Genomic DNA, 19567 nt, shown 5'->3' on the forward strand with positions numbered 1-19567 from the left:
TCAGTTTTTGCAGCCCATCAACTCCGGCAGGACGCCGGGTTTGCTCTTCAGCGAAGCCTGCACGTCGTCCGGCAGACCGGCCCAGATGATCAGGCCGGTGCGTTTCTCGATCTCGTCCACCGTCACGCGGAATTGGCAGAAATCGGCGCCCTTCGGCGTGTTCTGATCGAACAGGAAAGCGGCATAGTGGTTCACCGCCGGGCTGTTGTTGATGAAAATCACCTTCCAGTAGGCGCTGGGGATGGTGTGCGCTTTCTGGGTGCCCGGCAGTTTGCCCATATCGCGTTCATACAGCGGCCCGGTCACGGTATAGACCGAGGAGATATCGGCGCGATCGATCAGCTTGCGTTCCTGATCTTCCAGCCGCGCCCAGGCGCCCTGGTTAAGATCGGACTTTTGCGGCGTGATGTTGGACAGGTAATTCAGCGATTCCCAGTCGGAGACGCCCGCCAGCGAGGCCAGCGGCGCCTGATGACCGCGATCGACCTTTAGCGCCGCGTTGGCGCCAGTGTAATCGGCGGGCGCCAACGTGTCCGCCGGGTTGAGCGCCGGATCGGTTTTCCAGTTGCGCGTCTTGCCGCTGGCCGGTGTGTCTTTGGTGATGTGATAAGCCACCCAGTTGGCGAACTTGGTGGTGCTGTTGTTGTTCAACGTATAAGCATGACGCACGATAGACACGTTGCTGCTGCCGCCGGTCGGGCAGCCGACCGCGCAGTTGTCGATGGATTCGAGCGTGTCGGCCGACGCCTGTGCGGCGAACAGCAGGGCGACCAGGGCCAACATCTTGTTGTTAAAGCGCATATTCATATCCTCAATAAGTTAAAAAAGTACTGTATATATTTACAGTAAATTAAACTTATCGCAGTGAAACGAATACAACAATGCAACATATTCATGTTGTGAATGTGTCAGTCATGGTACAGCCACGCCGCACGTGAAATGCGGCGGAAATAAAAACGGCGTCCAACAGACGCCGTTTCAAAGGGGGGATTATTCCAGCAGGTCGTTGACCGTGCGGCGAACGTAATGCGTCATCTGCGCCAGATCGTCCGGTGATACCGGGCCGCCGCCGGCGCGCACCACCTGCTGTTCGATCTGGGCGATTTCCTGCTCGACCTTGTTGGCGATCTGCACTTTGACTATCTTGTCCACCGAAGACAGCAGCACCTTCAAGACGACTTTCAGCGCGATGTTTTCGCAGAACGAGTCGTAGTGATGAACCGGCGGCGGCGGGGCCGGAGCCGGCTCGGGCGCGCGCGGAGCCAGAGCCTTGAAGCTGTCTACATTTTCAATAATAAGATCCATGTCTCTTATTAGTTCATCAAAATCTTTAGACACTGACTTATTCCCTTCGCTGTGCGCAAAAAACAGAACGCCCGTCCTCAGGCTGAAAGCGGATGAGCGACGGGCAGAACGAATTCGGGCCTGGCCTTCAGACGCTGAATGGCCGGGGGAGGGGCATTCTAACCTTGCGGCGGGTCGGCAACAAGATGGGGCCGTGCGAATGCGCGGCCCTTTGGATCACGAGGCTGGAGGGCGCTTAACTTTTCAGCTTGGCGGTGATTTTGGCCACGTGTTCGCCCTGATAACGGGCAATGGTCAGCTCTTCGTTGCTCGGCTGCCGCGAGCCGTCGGCGCCGGCGATGGTGGTGGCGCCATACGGGGTGCCGCCGCGCACCTGTGAAACGTCAAACAGCTCCTGCGTCGCATAGCCGATCGGCACGATGATGAAACCGTGGTGCGCCAGCGTGGTCCAGGTCGAACTGATGGTCTGTTCCTGGCCACCGCCGGTGCCGGTGGAGGAGAAGACGCTGCCTACCTTGCCGTACAGCGCGCCGGAAGCCCACAGGCCGCCGGTCTGATCGAGGAAGGTGCGCATTTGCCCGGCCATATTGCCGAAGCGGGTCGGCGTACCGAAGATGATGCCGTCATAGTCCGCCAGCTCTTGCGGGGTGGCGACCGGCGCCTGTTGATGTTGTTTGCCCCCGGCCTTGGCGAAGGCCTCCGGCGTCATGGTTTCCGGCACGCGTTTAATCGTCACGTCCACGTTATCGACCCGATTCGCCCCTTCGGCCACCGCCTGCGCCAGGCGTTCGATGTGGCCGTACATTGAGTAATAAAGCACCAACAGTTTCGTCATGTTCCGTACTCCCGCTCAGATGATTAACAAAAACCCCTGATAAGCATAGAAGCGAATGGCGAACTTGGCGTTACGGCGTTACTTGATGCCGGCGATCGCCAGCAGGGCGCCAAAGGCGATCAGCAGCCCGCCAAAGGTGCGGTCGATGCCGCGGCGCAAACGCAAAAAGCGCGCATTGACGCCCGGTGCGGAAAATAGCAGCGCGACGGCGGCAAACCAGAAGATATGGACGGCGGCGATAAAAAGACCATAGCCGATTTGCACGCCGAGCGGGGTGTGCGGAGAAACCACCTGCATGAACAGGCTGACGATGAAGATGGTGGTTTTCGGGTTTAACGCGTTGGTGAAAAAACCGGTTTTCAAGGCGGCGAAATCGCTGATGGCGGCCGGCGCTGTGCTGGGGACTGCGTCATGATGCGCCGCGTTGCGCAGCAGCGTAACGCCGAGGTAGATCAGGTAGGCGGCGCCGATGGCTTTAAGCAGGTTAAACAACCAGGGCGACTGTTGAATCAACACGCCGACGCCAATCAGCGTATAGCTGACATGGACCAGCACCCCGGCGCCGATGCCGCAGGCGGTCAAGACGCCGGCGCGGCGCGAAAGCAACAGGCTATTGCGCGAGACCATGGCGAAGTCTGGCCCCGGGCTTATCACGGCGAGTAAAGTAATGGTGACGACAGCGATGAGTTCAGTCATAGTTATCCTTGCGGTGTTTATCAATAGAGTGACTGATTTATAAGAGTAATTTTTCTCGGTGACAAACGATGAATAGTGACAGTATCGGTGAGAAAAACTCACGCAAAACCGGCAGGCCGTTGCCGTTGGGCGGGCTGCGCTGCTTCGAGGCCGCCGCGCGATTGGAAAGTTTTACGCAGGCGGCGCAGGGGCTGAATTTGACGCATGGCGCCGTCAGCCGGGCGGTGCGGGCGCTGGAAGAGGAACTGGGCGTGGCGTTGTTTGAGCGCCGCCACCGGCGGGTACTGCTCACGGCGGCGGGCCGCAAGCTGTTTCAGGCGACGCAGCAGGCCTTCGGCATTCTGGATCATACCGCGCTGGAACTGCGTCAGCAGGCGCTCGACGCGCCGCTGGTCTTGTCCTGCGAACCGACCTTATTGATGCGTTGGCTGATCCCGCGTCTGCCGGCTTTTCAGCAGGCGCACCCGGATATCAACTTACAACTGGTGGCCGGTGGCGGGCCGTTTTCGTTCCATGACGGCATTACGGCGGCGATCAGGCGCAATGACTTCGATTGGGGAAAGCAGGTGCATAGCCTGGCGCTGTTCAGTGAAAAGGTTGGGCCGGTGTGCCAACCCGAGGCATTGGCAAGGATGACGAGCGCCGAGGGCAGCCTGCGGAGTTTGCGGCCCGGCACTAAACTGCTGCATTCTGCCACCCGGCCGGATGCCTGGCGGCACTGGGCGCAGCAGCAGGGGATGACGTTGGCAGGGCATTCGGAGCAGCGCTTTGATCATTTCTATTTCAGCCTGCAGGCGGCGGTCGCCGGTCTTGGTATCGCGATCGGCCCGTGGTTGCAAGTGCGAGACGATCTGGCCGCCGGTTTGTTGAGTGCGCCGTTCGGTTTTACGCCCGACGGCAGCGGCTATTACCTGCTGTCGCCGCAGGCGATCGTGCCGGGCAGCGCCTTGGCCCGGCTGGCCGAGTGGCTAACGCTCACGGCAGACGCCTGAGTTTTTGCGCCAGCCGCTGTTCCTGCCAGCGGCTGAAGACGTTGCGCAGCAGCAGAGTGCGCACCGCCCGCATGACCAGCGCGAGGCTCATGCCGCCGATCGCCCACAGCGACCAGAGATAGTGCGGATGGGTAAACCAATTGATGGCGAACAACATCACGCCAATCACGGCGAAACGCACCGCCATGCTCAGCAGTTTGCCTTCTGCCGCGACCTGGCGACGAAGGCGCTGTTCGTCAGGCGCCTCCTCCTCTATTGTCTGTTGCGGCTGTGCGTTGAGATCGCGGACCTGCACGCCCAGCGCGGCGGCGATCGCGGTCAAGGTTTCCAGGCTGGCCTGTTCGCCGTTTTCAATCCGCTGTACGGTGCGGGTGCTGAGGCCGGCGATGGTCGCCAACTGTTCCTGCGACCAGCCTTTCTCCAGACGTAACGGCCTGATGCGGTACTTTTGCATGATGCACTCCCGAGTTCGCTGTCACTGTCATCCAGTGTAGGAGGCGCGGGGTGGCGGCGCCACGACAGCGGCACGACAGCGACACGACATCCGCCGCCGGCGCGGGCCGGCGGGCAGTCAGAAGGCGACGTTGCGGATAAAGCGCAGCGGGAGGTCGCCGTGGTTGGCGTAAGCGTAACGTTGATCGCTGTTGAAGGTTTGCGCGGCGCCGGCGCTGAGCGTCAGCGTGCCTTGTTCCAGTTCCAATGTCAGGGTGCCGGCAATCACGTAGATCATTTCACTCCAGCCTTCGGCGTCCGGCGCCGAGTCATAGCGCTCACCCGGCATCAGCGTCCATTCCCACAGCTCGGCCCGTTGGCGCGCCGGCACGCTGGCGGCGAACAGCGCCTGGCTGCCTGGCTGTGCGCCTTGCCAGGCCAACTCGCCCACCAGATGGTTGCCGCGAGCCTCCGGTGCCTGAATCAGATCGGTAAAGGAAATCGCCAGGGCGGCGGCGATCTTGTCGAGTACCGCCAGGCTGACGTTGCGATCGCCGGCCTCGATGCCCGCCAGCATGCGGCGGCTGACGCCGGAAAGCTCGGCCAGCGCCATCTGGCTCAGGCCCGCCTGTTGGCGGTAGCCGCGCAGATTGCTGCTCAGGTACTGCAGCACTTTGGGGGGATCGGTTTTCGCGTTATGCGCCGTATTGCTCATCGCCGGACTTTATCTCATACTGGCAGGATCTGTGCATTATATTGCACTCAGCAGGAAGGGCAAGCCGGTGTCAGCAGCAAAAAAATCCTTTATTTCCGCCGTGGTTCCGCAGATCAGGCTGCCGGAAGCGGTGTTGATTTTCATCACGATGATCTGGGGCGGCACCTTTTTGGCGGTGCATCACGCGATGCAAGTCAGCGGGCCGTTCTTTTTTGTCGGCCTGCGTTTCGCCACCGCCACGCTGGCGTTGACGTTGTTTTCGCTGCGCGTGCTGCGCGGCCTGACCCTGTATGAACTGAAGGCGGGCGTCCTGATCGGGCTGGCGATCATGTTCGGCTACAGCATGCAAACCGTCGGTCTGCAGACGATTAGCAGCAGCCAATCGGCGTTCATCACCGCCATGTACGTGCCGATCGTGCCGCTGTTGCAATGGCTGGTGCTGGGGCGCTTCCCCGGCATCATGTCGTGGATCGGCATTCTGCTGGCCTTTACCGGCCTGATGCTGCTGGCGGCGCCGAGCAGCACCGACATGACGCTGAGCCTCGGCGAAATGCTGACGCTGGCCGGCACGCTGGGCATGGCGGCAGAGATCATCCTCATCGGCGCTTTCGCCGGCAAGGTGAATATCCGCCGCGTGACCATAGTACAGCTGGCGACCGCCTCGCTGGCCTCGTTTTTGATGATGGTGCCGACCGGCGAGTCGCCGCCGCCGTATTCGGATTACCTGCTGTACAGCGCCATAGGGCTGGGGCTGGCCAGCGCGTTGATTCAACTGACCATGAACTGGGCGCAGCGCAGCGTTTCACCCACGCGCGCTACGGTGATCTACGCCGGTGAACCGGTCTGGGCGGGCATCGTCGGGCGGCTCGCCGGTGAGCGTTTACCGGGCGTGGCGTTATTGGGGGGCGCGTTGATCGTGATTGGGGTGGTGGTCAGCGAGCTGCGCGTGCGGCGCAAGGATAAAGCGGCGGTGGCGACGGAAGCGGATTAGCGCAGAGGCGTAAAAAGAAAGGGGCGGAGAGATCCGCCCCTTTTTGCATCACGCGGTTTTCTTCTTGCGCAGGAACACGTAAGAGAGGCCGAGCACGATGAACCACAGCGGGGTGACGATCAACGCCTGGCGGGTGTCTTCGCGCAGCGACAGCAGCACCAGCACGAACACGAAGAACGCCATGCACACCCAGCACATCAGTTTGCCGGCAGGCATCTTGTAGATCGATTTCTGGTGCAGCGCCGGGCGCCGTTTACGGTAGACCAGGTACGAGCACAGGATGATGGTCCAGACGAACATGAACAGAATCGCCGATACGGTGGTCACCAGAGTGAAGACCGTCATCACGTTCGGGATCAGGTAAATCAACACCACGCCACCCAGCAGGCAGATGCAGGAGAAGGTGAGGCCGTTGGCCGGCACCGCGCGCTTGGACAGGTTAGCGAACGATTTCGGCGCGTCGCCTTCCTGCGCCAGCCCGAACAGCATGCGGCTGGTGGAGAACACGCCGCTGTTGGCGGAAGAGGCGGCGGAGGTCAGCACCACGAAGTTGATTACGCTGGCCGCGGCCGGCAGGCCGATCAGCACGAACAGCTCAACGAACGGGCTCTTGTCAGGCACCACGGAGTTCCACGGGGTTACCGACATGATGACGATCAGGGCGAACACGTAGAACATGATGATGCGGATCGGAATCGAGTTGATGGCGCGCGGCAGCGACTTCTCCGGATCCTTGGTTTCCGCGGCGGTGGTGCCCACCAGCTCAATGCCGACGAAGGCGAATACCGCGATCTGGAAGCCGGCGAAGAAGCCGCTGATGCCTTTCGGGAACATGCCGCCGTCATTCCACAGATGGGTGAATGAGGCCACGGTGCCGGTCGGCGACTGGAACTGCATGGCGATCATCACCAGCCCGGCGACAATCAGCCCGACGATGGCGACGATTTTAATCATCGCAAACCAAAACTCCATTTCGCCGAACATTTTCACCGTCGCCAGATTAAGGCCGAGCAGCAACAGCACGCACAGCAGTGAAGCGATCCACTGCGACAGCTCGGGGAACCAGAACTGGGCGTAGGCGGTGATCGCCACGACGTCGGCGATGCCGGTGACCACCCAGCAGAACCAGTAGGTCCAGCCGGTGAAGAAACCGGCCCACGGGCCGAGCAGATCCGCGGCGAAATCGCTGAACGATTTGTATTCCAGATTGGACAGCAGCAGCTCGCCCATGGCGCGCATCACGAAGAACAGCATAAAGCCGATGATCATGTACACGAAGATGATCGAAGGGCCGGCCAGGCTGATGGTTTTACCGGAGCCCATAAACAGACCGGTGCCGATGGCGCCGCCGATGGCGATCAGTTGAATATGTCGGTTAGTGAGGTTTCGCCGTAGATGATCTTCTGAAGCGGGCGTCGCGTCAGTCGCTATTTTAGAGTGATCTACCATCTGATGATGTCCTGTTTTACCTGTCATTAGTGAAGTCGTGAGCTCTGAAGTGGCTCTTTTTTATACATTTATCCGGTTGATCCGGCTTTAGTAAGGTAGTGCAATAACGCCACCTTTGTGCAACATGTTTACAACATTTATACGTGGGATAAAAGTCGATCAATCTTTACACGGAGGAGGCAAATCGGACGTTCAGGGAGCGGAAGATTACTCTTCAAAAGATGGGATTAACAGACCTTATGCGGCTTATCTCGTTGATTAAACAAAGGGTTGTAAAATTCGCATGAGAAAAAGTAATGAGTGGAAGCGTTTGACAGCAGCACTGACGAGGAGGGCAACTTACCGCGTTGGGTCGTTAGCTCAGTCGGTAGAGCAGTTGACGCTTAATCAATGGGGCACAGGTTCGAACCCTGTACCACCCACCAACCAAATCAGCGTGTTACGCTCAGGCTTTTCTCTGCTTGTTCCCTCGTTGCGCCGTTTTAAGCGCGCTTTTTGCAAAAAAATTCGCATTTTTCGACTGATGTTCAGAAAGGTGATCTGGCGCAAACTGCGGTGTCGCACTGCAGTTTATACGGCAAGAGAGGCTGTGCGCTGGCGCAATGTCGGCGCAGGGGCGAGCCATTTGCCCAAGAATCTTTCAGGTCAAGAAGCGGGGGAATAAATGCGCCGCCGACATCAAAAGCAGTGCCCAGACGCCGGCCGAGAGCGCGGCGGTGGCATAGACGCGCCGCGCCGGCAGTTGCAGCATGCCGGCCATCAGCGGCACGGTGTAACGCATCACCGCCAGAAAACGCGAGGCGAACAGCAGCGGTAGTCCGCGCTTTTGCAAGGAACGTTGCGCTTTGCGCAGCGGGGCGTGAAAGCGTGCCGGCAGTCGGCGGCCAAGATCGCGGCCGTGCAGCCGTGCGCCACAGTGGAAAGACAGGATCGAGCCCAACGCGGCGCCGAGGGCGATGGCCGCCCAAACCGCGCCGAAGGGCAGCGCGTGCTTGCCTGCAACGATGCCCATCAGCAGCGTCACCGAGGCGGGCGGCAGGGTGGAAGACACCACGATCACGGATTTTCCCAGCGCGAACAGGAAAATCAGCAGCAGCAACATCCCCGGTTCCGGACTGTATTTGGCGATAATGTGCGTCAATTTATCCATTTAATACCTGCGGGCGAGAGGGCTGAGTGCCAGTGTCCCATCCGCAGGTTCAATAAGGGTTAAATAACGCGCCGCTATCCGGCAATCTCCGCGTCTTGCTTGCTCACGTCGGCGCGCCGGTTTCTGAGCGCCCACAACAGCGTGGCGCACAGCAGCGAAAAGGCGGCCAGCACCAATGGCCCGGCATGCGGGCTGTGAAAACGCTGTTCCGCCTCCGTGCGGATCAGCGGGGCTAAAAAGCTGAATGCGGCGCCGAGCGTGGTGCAAAAACCGATGCCGGCCGCCAGCGCCGGGCCGGTGAGCACCTGCGCGGGAAATGTCCAGAAAATCGGCTGCACCGCCAGGAAACTGACTGCGCAGCAGCTCAGGGCGACGATGGCGAGCAGAGGGCCGGCATAGGAAGACACCACCAACCCCAGCGCTGCGGCGACCATGCACCCGACGGCGATCGGTAATCTTCTGGCGGTGTTTCTGTCGGCATAGCGCGGCAGGAAATAGACGCCCAGCGCGGAGAACGCCCAGGGGATGGCGGCCACCAGCGAGGCCTTGAAGCCGAGATGGGTGCCCATCAGCGAAGCGACCTGCGACGGCAGGAAAAACATCAGGCCGTATACGCCAATCTGCAGGGTGCCGTAGATCAACGCCAGATGCCAAACGGTGCCGCTGCTCATCGCCGCTTTGACGCTGCTGGTTTCGGTCTGCTGCTGTTCATCGGCCAATTGTGCCACCAGCGCCGTGCGTTCTTCCTCGGTCAGAAAGCGGGCCTGCCGTGGGTTATCGTCGAGATAGAAAAAGGCGAAGACGCCGAGTGCGACGGCCGGCAGCCCTTCCAGCACGAACATCCAGAACCAACCGGGTTTACCCAACACGCCGTGCATCTCCAGCAATGCCCCCGACAGCGGTGAGCCGAGCGTCAGGGCCGCCGGCACGCCAAGCACGAAAATGCCAATAACCGAGGCGCGCACCTTATTGGGAAAATAGATCGACGCCAGCAGCAGGATGCCGGGGTAAAAGCCGGCTTCGGCGATCCCCAGCAGAAACCGCAGAACGATAAATTGCTGTTCATTGGTCACCAGCCCGGTGCAGGCCGACAGCGCCCCCCACAGCGCGGTGGTGGCGCTGAGCCAGCGTTTGGCTCCCCAGCGGTTCATCAGCAGGTTGGCCGGGATGCCAAACAGCGCATAGGCGGCAAAAAATATTCCGGCGCCCAGTGCAAAGGCGGATTGCGACAGCGCGATATCGATGGCCATCGCGTCCTTGGCAAAGCCGACGTTAACCCTATCGATAAACGCGATGAAGTACATGGCGAACATCAAGGGCACCAGTCTGCGCCAGGTTTTGCGAATGGCGGCGTTGAGCGCAGGAACGGCATAGGTGGCGTGATTCACTGGCGGTAACCTCTCTTCTGAGAATGACAAGCGTCGGTCATAAGGACCGTCCTGGCGCCGTTGCCCTCAACACGACGGTAACAGCGGACTTTCTTCGCGAGCCTTAAAGGTCTAATGGTCAGGCCTTTAGGGGTGAAAAAAATGCCGCATATCGGGTCGGCAGGTTGATGCAGACATCACCATGGTGAATGGCGTGTTGCTTTTTTGTTAATCAGACGTTCACACAGGGCCAGGGCGCGTTCAAGCGCTTTGATCGAGATCTGTGTGCGCTATCACCGAATTGGCAACCCGGCGATAGACCTGGAGTATGGCGCTTTCATCTCGGGAGTGAGGACGATAAGGTGAGGCACGGCAAAACAGAATGCAGGAGCGCAACATGCTGAAGGTCATCGCTGAAGATTTTATCCACCCGGAACACATTGACACCGTTATGCCGTGGTATCGCGAGCTGGTGGAGAAAACCCGTCAAGAGCCGCTGAACATCAGTTATGAACTGTGCATCGACCAGCAGGATCCCGGGCATTTTATTTTTATCGAAAGCTGGCCGGATCGCGCCGCCCTGGACGTGCATTGTCAGACCGAGCATTTCACCCGGCTGGTGCCGCAGATCAATCAGTATCAACGCAAGCCTTGCACCTTCCTGTTTATGGAGGCATTTCCTGAAACAGGTGATAAATAGGCGAAAAAATCCCCGCAGGGGGCGGGGTTAATGGCTTCTCAACACTATCTTGATCTTGTTGTGATTAAAAAATAGGCTGATAATGATTTTCATTCTCTAAGAATGCTCTTAAATTAATCAATCTGGTGAATGATTCACCGCCTGCTTTTCGCTGGCGGTTTTAATGGCGCGCAACATACGGCGCCGTATCAACCCGCTCACCAGGCGAATAGCATACCAATAGGGGGTAAACCGCCGCCGGCTGGCGTCGTCGGGGCAGAAGATGCGCGTTTCCGTCACCAGACGACAACGCCCGCCCTCGGGGGGACTCACAACATAACCCAGCGCCAGTTTGGCGACGCCGGGCTGAGCGAAGGCCAGAAAGCCCGCCCCGTCAGCGACCTGCTCCAGACCGTATTCAGCCTGCCAAAAGCGGCCGATCAGGCCATAGACCAACGCGCTGTCATCCTGCTCAAGCAGGCAAAAGTTATGCAGGCCAAACGGCGGCGGGGTGGGCGTTCGGCGCGGCATCAGCCGCGCAGGCAATTCGCGCAGCGCTATCATGCTGCGGAAGAAACGATCGTGCTTGGGATCGTAGGCGGCCACGGCCGTCAGGATCCGCGCCTGCGGCGCGGCGATGGCGATCGCATGCCGTTCCGAGAACTGGTATTGCCCAAGGTATTTATTCAGCAACGTCATGCCTTGCATTCTCCCGCCATTCACTTTGCAGCAGGGCGAAACCGAATTCGTCGCCCCATGCGCCTTTGAAAAACACGTTTTGCCGCCAATAGGCCTCGCGCCGAAAACCCAGTTTGCCGAACAGCGTGGCGGCGGCAAGATTACGCGCGTCCACCACCGCAGTAATCCGGTGCTTCGCCAGCGGCCCGAACAGCAGAGCGATGACGGCGTTCAGCGCCTCGCGCGCCAGCCCTTGACGCTGGTGGCTGGGCGCGAAGGTCACGCCCAGTTCAGCCTGGCGCCCCTCATCGAAGAAATGCACCGCGATATCGCCGAGCAACGCGCCGTCCTCGCGGCGTTCGACCGCCAGTTGAAACCAGCTGTCGTCACGGTTGAATTCGAGCCGCCGTTGCTGTGCGAAAAAGGCCTGTGCCTCGGCGACGCTGTAGTCGCTCCAGCTTTGATAGCGCGCCACGTCAGGGTGGCTGCGGTAGGCGGTAAAGTGGGGCAGATCGTCGGCGGTGAACGGGCGCAGGATCAGTCTGGGGGTCAGCAGAGGCAAGTGGCGCATTGTTTTTCCTTATCAGCGCATTAGGGCTACCGGCAGTGTAGCCCAGCGCCGAGAGGCGGGCTGCGTAAAATGAGCGGTGGAGGACAAACGGGAAATGCCGGTTCAGGCGAACCGGCAGGGGCATTATCGGCGGGCGGCGGCCTGACGCAGGCGCTCGACCGGGCCTTGTTGAAAATCGAATGAGGGGGCTTCTTGCCGTGCCAGCCCCTGGCGCACAATGGCCTTAACCGCCTGGCTGGCGGCAAGATCTTTTCCGGCGATCTGTTCGGCGATGCGCAGCGCCTCTTCCCGGGCCGCCCCCTCGCTGATGCGAGAAATGGCGCCGTGTGACAACGCCTCCTGTGCGCCGACGGTTCTGCCTGTCAGCAGCCAGTCGAGCGCGGCATAGGGAGAAATACGCGCCGGCAAGCGCGCGCACCCGCCTTGTGCGGCGACTAACCCGAGCCCGGTTTCGGGGAAGCTGAAGCGCGCGTTCTGGCCGGCGACGATCAGATCGCACGCCAGCGCCAGCTCAAATCCGCCCCCGAACGCGATGCCGTCAACGGCGGCGATGATCACCTTGGCGATCTGTGCATGGATCAGCCCGCCAAACCCCTCCGGCGTGACGATGGGCAGTTCACCCTGATGAAAGGCGTTGATATCCATGCCGGCGGAAAATACCGCCGGTTGACCAGCCAGGACGATCGCTCGCACCGAGTCATCGTTATCCGCCTGCCGCAGGTAAGTGCGGATCAGCTCGGCCATCTGCAGGTTGATGGCGTTTTTTTTCTCCGGCCGATTGAGGGTGATGACCGCAACCTGCGCGCCATAACGTTCGTAAAGCACCGGCGGTGATTCACTCATCGCTGGCCTCCCCGCGGAAAAAGATCAGCGTCAGCAGCAGGGCGATGGCGCCGAGCGGCAGCGAAAACAGCGGCAGGTAATAGGCCGGCAGCGCGTAGAGCGCCAGGCCGCCCAGCATGCCGCCCGCCGCGATGCCGGCGTACAGTACCGAGCTGTTGAGCGATACGGTCAGCGCGCCAAAGCGTTTCGATAGCGACAACAGGTGATGCTGGATCGGCACCAGATACATCCAGCCGGTGATGCCCCAGACCAGAAAGATGGCCAGCACCCACCAGGGGGAAGTGACATAGAAGGCCAGCAGAAACAGGGACAGCGTCTGGATCGCCACGGAAAACAGCAGCACGAACTTGCTGCCGAGGGCATCGGTTAACGCGCCGGAGGCAAAATTGCCGATCACCGCGCCAATGCCGAACACCAGCAGCGCGAGGGGCAGGATCGCCTGCGGGCCGAACTGGGTGTTTTTCAGCAACACGCTGACGTAGCTATAGACGATGTGTTCCGAGCAAACGGCAAAAAAGGTGATCAGCAGCGTTGTCAGCACCGCCTTTTGTCTCAGCGGGGCGAGCCGCTCTTTCAGCGAATGCTTGCCCGGAGGCGCAATGGCCCGCAGCGCCAGCGACAGGCCCAGCAGCGCAATCGCCCCCAGCAGGGCGATGAACAGGAAGATTTCACGCCAGCCGATCAGTTTGGCGAGAAAGGTGCCGAACGGAATACCGAGCGCAATAGCCAACGTCATGCCCCCATAGACGATGGAAATGGCCAGGCCGCGGCGTTTTTCCGCCACCAGCCCCACCGCGGCGGCGGCGGCCTGCGGCGTGTAACAGGCCGCCCCCAATGCCGCCAGCACTCTGCCGAACGAGATCTGCAGGTAGCTGGTGGCCCAGGCGCAGGCCAGGTTGCCGGCGATGAACAGCACCAGCGCCAACTGCAGGATATGCTTGCGGTTGACGTTGCCCAGCAGCCAGGCGGTGAGGGGGGCGAACAGCATATAAGCCAGCGCGAATACCGATATCAATTGCCCCGCTTGCGCGGGGCTGACGGCAAAGGTATCGGAAATGTCGCTGAGCACGCCGGCGACGATAAAGGCGTCGGTGCCGATGGCGAAGGTACCGGTCGCCATCAGACAGAGCGTGATCAGATGGCCGTTATAATCCGCTAACTTCATCCCGCCCTCCGCAGATCGTTCGCCGCCCAGACTCGCCCCAGCGCCGCCAGGAAGGTCTCCACGTCGGCATGGGAGTGCGCCGAGGTCGGCGTCACCCGCAGCCGCTCGCTGCCTGCGGGCACCGTCGGGGCATTGACCGGTTGCACGTAAATATCGTGCTCATCGAGCAGCACTTTACTGATGTGTTTGTTGCGGTGCGGATCGCCGACCAGCAGCGGCAGGATATGGCTGTCTGCCGACACCAGCGGGATGCCGGCGGCGCGCAGGCCGGTTTTCAGGTGATCGACGATCGCCAGCAGGTGTTTGCGTTGGGTGTCATGCTCGAGGTTGTATTTAAAACTGGCCAGCGCGGCGGCCACCACCGGCGCCGGCGACGAGGTGCTGAAGACGAATGCCGGGGCCCAACTGCGCACGGCCTCCACCACCGAGCGGGGCGCGGCGATATAGCCGCCCGCCGCACCGTAAGATTTGCCGAACCCGCCCTGAATAATGGTGATTTTATCCAGCAGGCCCAGTTGTTCGGCGTAGCCCAGCCCCCGTTCGCCATAGACGCCGGCGGAGTGGATCTCGTCGAGATAGGTCAGCGCCTGATACTGCTCCGCCAGCGCCACGATCTGCGCCAGGGGGGCGAAGTCACCGTCCATGGAATACAGCGACTCGAAAGCGATCAGCTTTGGCCGCGCCGGATCGGCGGCCTGCAGCAGCTCGGCGAGGTGCGCCACGTCGTTATGGCGGAAGATTTTTTTCTCCGCCTTGCTGTAGCGTATCCCGTAAATCATCGAGGCGTGATTCAGCTCGTCGGAGAACACGATCAGATCGGGAATGGCGTCGCACAGGGTGGACAAGGTGGCGTCGTTAGCGCCGAAACCGGTGGTGAACAGCAGCGCCGACTCTTTGCCGTAGGCGCTGGCCAGCAGCGTTTCCAGCTCGCTGTGGTAGACCGAGGTGCCGGAAATGCTGCGGGCGCCGCAGGTGCCCAGCCCGACCCGGTTAACCGCGTCGGTGGTGGCCAGCAGCACTTTGGGGTGGTGGCTCATCGCCAGATAGTCGTTCGAGCACCAGACGTTGAGACGGCGCTCACCGTGATGGCCGTGGCTGGTGGCCCAGGGTTTGTCCTGCACGCCGCGTTCAAGGTTGAGGAACTCGCGAAAACGCCCCTGTTTTTTGGTTTCCGCCAGCTTTTCTTCAAGAATGTTCAGTACGCTCATCGTATGTTCCTTGTGTTAAACGGCTTTAAGGTTTAATGACAGCCCCTGACCGACGCCGACGCACATCGTCACCAATGCGTTGTTCGCCTGTTGGTCGCGTAATTCCAGCGCCGCCGACAGCACCAGGCGCGCGCCGGACATCCCCAGCGGATGACCGAGTGCGATGGCGCCGCCGTTCGGGTTGACCCGCGCGTCGTTGGCGCCGATACGCCAGTGTTTCAGCGCCGCCAGAACCTGTGAGGCGAACGCTTCGTTAATCTCGATGATGTCGAAGTCGTTCAAGGTGAAGCCGCCGCGCTGCAGCAAGCGCTCGGTGGAGGCGATCGGCCCCAGCCCCATCAGCGCCGGTTCAACGCCGGCGGCCGCGCTGTCGCCGATCTCCGCCAGCGGTTGCCACCCCTGGCGTTTCACGTAGCGGCCGGAGGCTAATAGCAGCGCGGCGGCGCCGTCGTTGATGCCGGAAGCGTTGCCTGCGGTGACCGAACCGCCGACGGAGAACGCCGGTTTCAGCGCCTGCAGCTGTTGCAGCGTGCTGAGCCGGGGGAATTCGTCCTGCGCGAATGTGCGGGTAGTTTTACGATCCGCCGGCACGTCCACGGGCGTGATTTCCCGCGCCAGCCGGCCGCTGTCGATCGCCCGGCGGGCTTTTTGCTGCGAGCCCAGCGCGAACAGATCCTGTTCCTCGCGTGAGATACCCTGCTGTTGGGCCACGTTTTCCGCCGTGATGCCCAGCGGATCGCTGCCGTAGCGCTGCGCCAGCCGCGGGTTAACAAAGCGCCACCCCAACGTGGTGTCGTACAGCTTTACCCCCTTGTCGAACGGCGTTTCGCCTTTGCTCAGCACATAGGGCGCGCGGCTCATGCTTTCCACACCGCCGGCCAGAATCAGTTCGCTGAGGCCGCTGCGGATTTTCGCCGCGGCGTAGATCACCGCATCCAACCCGGAGGCGCAAAGGCGGTTGAGGGTGATGGCCGGCACCGACGGATCCAACCCGGAAAGCAGCGTCGCCATGCGGGCGACGTTGCGGTTGTCTTCGCCGGACTGGTTGGCGCAGCCCAGAACCACTTCGTCCAGATCTGCTTCCGCCGCGGGATGGCGCTGCAGCAGGCCGCGAATGATCGTCGCCGCCATGTCGTCGGGACGGGTATGCGCCAGGCTGCCGCCATAGGCGCCGATCGCCGTGCGCGTGCCGTCGATCAGATAAACGCCATCATCGTTAATGCTCATCATGGATCCTTAAGGCGTAGTCGTCAGCGCCGGTTGCGCGGCGTGCAGAAGGGTGTAATGCGGCGCATAGCGCGCCGCGTGCAGCAGCTGAGCCAGATTGCTCAGCGTTGTCCTGACGTTTTTCTCCCCCAGTTTGCCGAGCCAGTCGAAAATGCCGCCGGCGTAGTTAACGCCCGCGACGGCGGCGACATCGATGTCTTCCCGGCTGCAGACGCCGCTTTCCACCATGATCACCGACTCATTGATCAGGCTGCTGAGGACGCGGGCGACGATAAGCGCCGGAGAGTCCTTGATAAATTCAACCTGCGGGATTGCCGTGTGCAGCAGGCGTAAAAACAGCGCCTTATTGGCCGCAGAGGCGTGGCGGCTGTGCGCCGCCGCCAGATACGTCGTGTCGGCGTAGTTCAGGGCGACATCGACCACAAAGGCATCCGCTGCCGTCTGCTCGGCCAGTTGGCTCGCCGTGCGGCCATCGGTGATGCTGACGGTGAAAGCGTCATTGATCTGGACGGCCGACCCCAGCCCCGGTAATGCCGGCCGTTGTTCCACGCGCAGCTGCGGCCACTGAAGCGCGGCTCGCTGCTGTAACAGGGTAAAAAAAGGGTGCTCGCCGTAAACGCGCAGCGTCTCGACGTCTGCATTGCTGGCGGCCGTCACCGGCGGGGCGGTTTCTTCGGCGGCAAAATAGGAGCGGCCGTTCTTTTTCCCCAACAGACCGGCATCGACCAGTGAACGCTGCAGATGACCGGGGGTATAGCGCGGGTCGTATTGCATGTCCTGCCAGATTTGCCGACTGACCTGATAGTTGATGTCTTGGCCGATAAAATCGGTCAGCTCGAGCGGCCCCATGCGGAAGCGCCCGCCGGCCTTGAGGGCGCGGTCGATCTGCGCCGCGCGCGCCACGTGTTCTTCCAACAGGCGGAACCCTTCCAGGTAGTAGGGGCGGGCCATGCGATTGACGATGAACCCCGGCGTGGCCTGGCAGACGACATCGTGTTTCCCCAACGCCGCCACCAGTTGGCGGCAGCGTTCGGTGGTGGCGTGCGCGGTAAAGTAGGCCGGAATGATTTCAATCAGCTTCATCAGCGGCGCGGGGTTGAAAAAATGCAAACCGATAAAGCGTTCGCTGTGCGTCACCGCAGTAGCCAGCTTGTTAAGCGACAGTGAGGAGGTATTGGTGGCGATCAGCGTGTCGGGCTTGACCACCGCGGCGATGGCCGCCAGCACCTCAAGTTTGGTTTGTTCTTGCTCGGCGATGGTTTCTATCACCAGCTCGCTGTCGGCGATGGCCTCAAATACTGAAGTGAACATTAGATTAGCCAGCACCGCGCCTTTATCCTGCAGCGCGATCTTGCCCTGTTCGACTTTCTTGTTCAGGTCTTGCGCGATATATTCGCGAGCCTGATTGAGGGTATTGCCGTTGCGATTATAAAGCACCGTGCGAATGCCTTTTTGCGCGAAAAGATAAGCGATGCCTCTGCCCATCGTTCCCGCGCCGATAATCGCAGCCGATTGAATTGCCGCATTACTTTCTGCCATAGAAAATCCCCGTCACTGTATGCCATGCGAAATTCGCAAATGCTTATTATCTCTTTGGATTTACGGCGGCACTGGGTGCCTGTCTGGAAAGTAATTGGTGGTGTCCTGGCTGTCTAACGGTAGAAATGACAGGTTTACGTGCCGAGGAGAGTATGCTATTCGCGTAGTTTTCCTGTTCGGCGCAATAAAAAGGCTTATTTTAAGGGGAATAGCTGTTTTCGTTATAGCGTTGGTATTTTTTATTATATGAAACGGCTACTGGCGCTGGGCGGCGATATTCTATAGTGAACCTGACCTATCGATAAATCGACATCGCTATCTGGAGAACCTGCGTTATGGATACCCGCACTCAACGGCTCATGGCGGAGGTGATTGGCAGCCTGGCCGATCGCGAATGCTTTCTGACGCAGCTGGGACCCTGCGCCGAGGCGTTGGGGTTTGATTATTTCTCTTACATCGTGTTTTCCTGTTATCCGGCCAGCAGCCCCAAGATGCTGATCGAAGGGAATATTTCAACGAACTATCTCGAAGATTATCGGCGGCAGCGGGTGTATTTGCAGGATCCGGTTATTGAGCGTGCTCACCATTCCACGCTGCAGTTCCAGTGGGACGAAAGCTTTTATCATGAGCGGCCGACGCTTTGGCGGCGTATGGCGCAATTCGGCCTGTGCGCCGGTTGGTCGCAGTCGGTCAAGGATTGCTATGGCAGGTTGGGGATCCTGACGTTTGCCGGTAAAGCGCTACCCGAGCAAACGCCGCAAGTACGTGCGGCAAATGAAACTTTTTTCCTTTGGCTGGCGCAAACCGCCCATAAAACGCTGCGGGAGGCCTTGATATCGGTGAATGATGACGCGATAAAAGATGTGCTGACGCTGCGCGAAAAAGACATTTTACGCTGGTGCAGCGAAGGAAAAACGGCGGAAGAGATCGCGTTGTTGATGGGGGTGAGCGAGCGCACGGTCAATTTCCACATCGGCAACTCGATTAAAAAACTTTCTGTCGCCAATAAGACCGCCGCTACCGCCAAAGCGGTTTATTTACAGCTGATTTAATCTCGAGTAATAAATAATTAAGCGCCTATCCGTTATCGGTGTAATGTTTATATTTTGTTAAATTAAAAACTATCCTTATCAGTATTTACCCCCCGATCACAAAAGCGTGATAAAGCGATTCACCGCGCCCGTGCGCGGCAGTATTCTGTTGGCACCCGGTTTACATAGAAAGGACGTGATATGTACAAGACTATTTTAGTGCCGATCGATATTGAAGAGGACCTGTTGACCGAGCATGCGCTGAAGCATGTGGAATATTTGGCGAAGATGTCCGGCGCTAAAGTGCATTTCTTCCATGCGCTGCCGGATGCCTCGGCGTTTGTTACTGCCTATTCGTTCGGTCTCAAGGAGTTTGAGAATCAGGCGGAGGTGAAGGCGGTGGATAGACTGAAGAAAATCATGTCGGAAATCGATCTGCCGCTGGATCGCCTCAATTACACCGTTAGTTTCGGTTCTGCACGCGATCAGGTGTTGGAACTGGCGGAAGAGATCGACGCCGATCTGATCATCATCGGTTCGCGTCGCCCGAGCGTGAAAACCTATCTACTGGGGTCCAACGCCGCCGCTATCGTTCGCCATGCCAATATTTCGGTGATGGTGGTCAGATAATCCATCTTAAACTCACCATTTTCGGGCACGTTCTGCGGTTACCGGCCGGCTGCAGAGCGTGCTT

Annotated in this window: 21 protein-coding genes and 1 tRNA gene; 6 read left to right on the forward strand and 16 right to left on the reverse strand. The window is 59.9% G+C overall.

All coding sequences use genetic code 11. The annotated features are described in order from the left end of the window. The 4 genes from ACJ8PL_RS04595 to ACJ8PL_RS04610 form a co-directional block, all read right to left on the reverse strand. A complete protein-coding gene (locus ACJ8PL_RS04595; RefSeq protein ID WP_060387549.1) occupies positions 1 to 801 on the reverse strand; it encodes a DNA/RNA non-specific endonuclease in 801 nt (266 codons plus the stop codon). Between the two features lie 189 nt (positions 802 to 990). Beyond that, complete coding sequence (locus ACJ8PL_RS04600; protein ID WP_016928271.1) at positions 991 to 1305, reverse strand: hypothetical protein; 315 nt, start codon at positions 1303 to 1305, stop codon at positions 991 to 993. A gap of 235 nt (positions 1306 to 1540) precedes the next feature. Then, complete coding sequence (wrbA, locus tag ACJ8PL_RS04605) at positions 1541 to 2140, reverse strand: NAD(P)H:quinone oxidoreductase (protein WP_004928045.1); 600 nt, start codon at positions 2138 to 2140, stop codon at positions 1541 to 1543. A 78-nt stretch (positions 2141 to 2218) separates the two neighbouring features. Beyond that, on the reverse strand, positions 2219 to 2836 hold the full coding sequence (locus tag ACJ8PL_RS04610; RefSeq protein ID WP_016928269.1) for a LysE family translocator: 618 nt from the start codon (positions 2834 to 2836) through the stop codon (positions 2219 to 2221). 68 nt (positions 2837 to 2904) lie between these two features. Between ACJ8PL_RS04610 and ACJ8PL_RS04615 the strand changes: the two genes are divergently transcribed. Further along, positions 2905 to 3828, forward strand: coding sequence for a LysR family transcriptional regulator (locus ACJ8PL_RS04615; RefSeq protein ID WP_110146860.1), 924 nt, complete (start codon positions 2905 to 2907; stop codon positions 3826 to 3828). Here the strand turns inward: ACJ8PL_RS04615 and ACJ8PL_RS04620 are convergent. Beyond that, entirely contained in the window at positions 3812 to 4282 is a 471-nt protein-coding gene (locus ACJ8PL_RS04620) for a helix-turn-helix domain-containing protein (RefSeq protein ID WP_016928267.1), read from the reverse strand. The genes ACJ8PL_RS04615 and ACJ8PL_RS04620 overlap by 17 nt on opposite strands. Before the next feature lie 117 nt (positions 4283 to 4399). Next, entirely contained in the window at positions 4400 to 4975 is a 576-nt protein-coding gene (locus ACJ8PL_RS04625; RefSeq protein ID WP_049300489.1) for a helix-turn-helix domain-containing protein, read from the reverse strand. 67 nt (positions 4976 to 5042) lie between these two features. Here ACJ8PL_RS04625 and ACJ8PL_RS04630 point away from each other — a divergent pair, with 67 nt between their 5' ends. After that, a complete protein-coding gene (locus ACJ8PL_RS04630; protein ID WP_016928266.1) occupies positions 5043 to 5966 on the forward strand; it encodes a DMT family transporter in 924 nt (307 codons plus the stop codon). Positions 5967 to 6014: 48 nt separating this feature from the next. Here the strand turns inward: ACJ8PL_RS04630 and cycA are convergent, their stop codons facing one another. After that, the gene (gene cycA, locus ACJ8PL_RS04635; RefSeq protein ID WP_028128006.1) at positions 6015 to 7415 is read right to left on the reverse strand and encodes a D-serine/D-alanine/glycine transporter; all 1401 of its coding nucleotides are present in this window, start codon (positions 7413 to 7415) and stop codon (positions 6015 to 6017) included. A 349-nt stretch (positions 7416 to 7764) separates the two neighbouring features. Between cycA and ACJ8PL_RS04640 the strand changes: the two genes are divergently transcribed. Then, positions 7765 to 7840 (forward strand) — tRNA-Lys (locus tag ACJ8PL_RS04640). Between the two features lie 215 nt (positions 7841 to 8055). On the opposite strand, the gene ACJ8PL_RS04645 is transcribed toward ACJ8PL_RS04640, so the two are convergent. Next, complete coding sequence (locus ACJ8PL_RS04645) at positions 8056 to 8565, reverse strand: DedA family protein (RefSeq protein WP_016928264.1); 510 nt, start codon at positions 8563 to 8565, stop codon at positions 8056 to 8058. A gap of 74 nt (positions 8566 to 8639) precedes the next feature. Next, on the reverse strand, positions 8640 to 9878 hold the full coding sequence (locus tag ACJ8PL_RS04650; RefSeq protein WP_250648469.1) for an MFS transporter: 1239 nt from the start codon (positions 9876 to 9878) through the stop codon (positions 8640 to 8642). A gap of 451 nt (positions 9879 to 10329) precedes the next feature. On the opposite strand from ACJ8PL_RS04650, the gene ACJ8PL_RS04655 reads away from it, so the two are divergent. Further along, positions 10330 to 10632 (forward strand): putative quinol monooxygenase, encoded by a 303-nt coding sequence (locus tag ACJ8PL_RS04655; RefSeq protein WP_028128007.1) that lies wholly within the window; start codon positions 10330 to 10332, stop codon positions 10630 to 10632. Between the two features lie 117 nt (positions 10633 to 10749). On the opposite strand, the gene ACJ8PL_RS04660 is transcribed toward ACJ8PL_RS04655, so the two are convergent. The 7 genes from ACJ8PL_RS04660 to ACJ8PL_RS04690 all read right to left on the reverse strand — a co-directional run bounded on the left by ACJ8PL_RS04660 (position 10750) and on the right by ACJ8PL_RS04690 (position 17842). Further along, positions 10750 to 11310, reverse strand: a complete 561-nt coding sequence (locus tag ACJ8PL_RS04660) for a hypothetical protein (RefSeq protein WP_028128008.1) — start codon at positions 11308 to 11310, stop codon at positions 10750 to 10752. Beyond that, a complete protein-coding gene (locus ACJ8PL_RS04665; RefSeq protein WP_016928260.1) occupies positions 11294 to 11860 on the reverse strand; it encodes a GNAT family N-acetyltransferase in 567 nt (188 codons plus the stop codon). Before ACJ8PL_RS04665 ends, ACJ8PL_RS04660 begins: the two co-directional genes overlap by 17 nt. A 123-nt stretch (positions 11861 to 11983) precedes the next feature. Beyond that, positions 11984 to 12703: an enoyl-CoA hydratase-related protein gene (locus ACJ8PL_RS04670; protein WP_442530849.1), complete on the reverse strand. Its 720-nt coding sequence runs from the start codon at positions 12701 to 12703 to the stop codon at positions 11984 to 11986. Continuing rightward, positions 12696 to 13868 (reverse strand): MFS transporter, encoded by a 1173-nt coding sequence (locus tag ACJ8PL_RS04675; protein ID WP_015377389.1) that lies wholly within the window; start codon positions 13866 to 13868, stop codon positions 12696 to 12698. The genes ACJ8PL_RS04670 and ACJ8PL_RS04675 overlap by 8 nt, the downstream gene beginning before the upstream one ends. Then, positions 13865 to 15076: a 5-aminolevulinate synthase gene (hemA, locus tag ACJ8PL_RS04680; protein WP_015377390.1), complete on the reverse strand. Its 1212-nt coding sequence runs from the start codon at positions 15074 to 15076 to the stop codon at positions 13865 to 13867. The genes ACJ8PL_RS04675 and hemA overlap by 4 nt, the downstream gene beginning before the upstream one ends. Before the next feature lie 15 nt (positions 15077 to 15091). Continuing rightward, a complete protein-coding gene (locus ACJ8PL_RS04685) occupies positions 15092 to 16303 on the reverse strand; it encodes an acetyl-CoA C-acyltransferase (RefSeq protein ID WP_016928258.1) in 1212 nt (403 codons plus the stop codon). Positions 16304 to 16312: 9 nt separating this feature from the next. Continuing rightward, positions 16313 to 17842: a 3-hydroxyacyl-CoA dehydrogenase NAD-binding domain-containing protein gene (locus tag ACJ8PL_RS04690; RefSeq protein ID WP_028128009.1), complete on the reverse strand. Its 1530-nt coding sequence runs from the start codon at positions 17840 to 17842 to the stop codon at positions 16313 to 16315. A 335-nt stretch (positions 17843 to 18177) separates the two neighbouring features. Here ACJ8PL_RS04690 and ACJ8PL_RS04695 point away from each other — a divergent pair, with 335 nt between their 5' ends. Beyond that, complete coding sequence (locus tag ACJ8PL_RS04695) at positions 18178 to 18894, forward strand: LuxR family transcriptional regulator (RefSeq protein WP_028128010.1); 717 nt, start codon at positions 18178 to 18180, stop codon at positions 18892 to 18894. Between the two features lie 180 nt (positions 18895 to 19074). Beyond that, a complete protein-coding gene (locus ACJ8PL_RS04700) occupies positions 19075 to 19503 on the forward strand; it encodes a universal stress protein (RefSeq protein ID WP_004927993.1) in 429 nt (142 codons plus the stop codon). Positions 19504 to 19567: the final 64 nt, after the last annotated feature.

Source organism: Serratia sp. CY83965 (assembly GCF_052166375.1).
Classification (GTDB): Bacteria; Pseudomonadota; Gammaproteobacteria; order Enterobacterales; family Enterobacteriaceae; genus Serratia; species Serratia marcescens.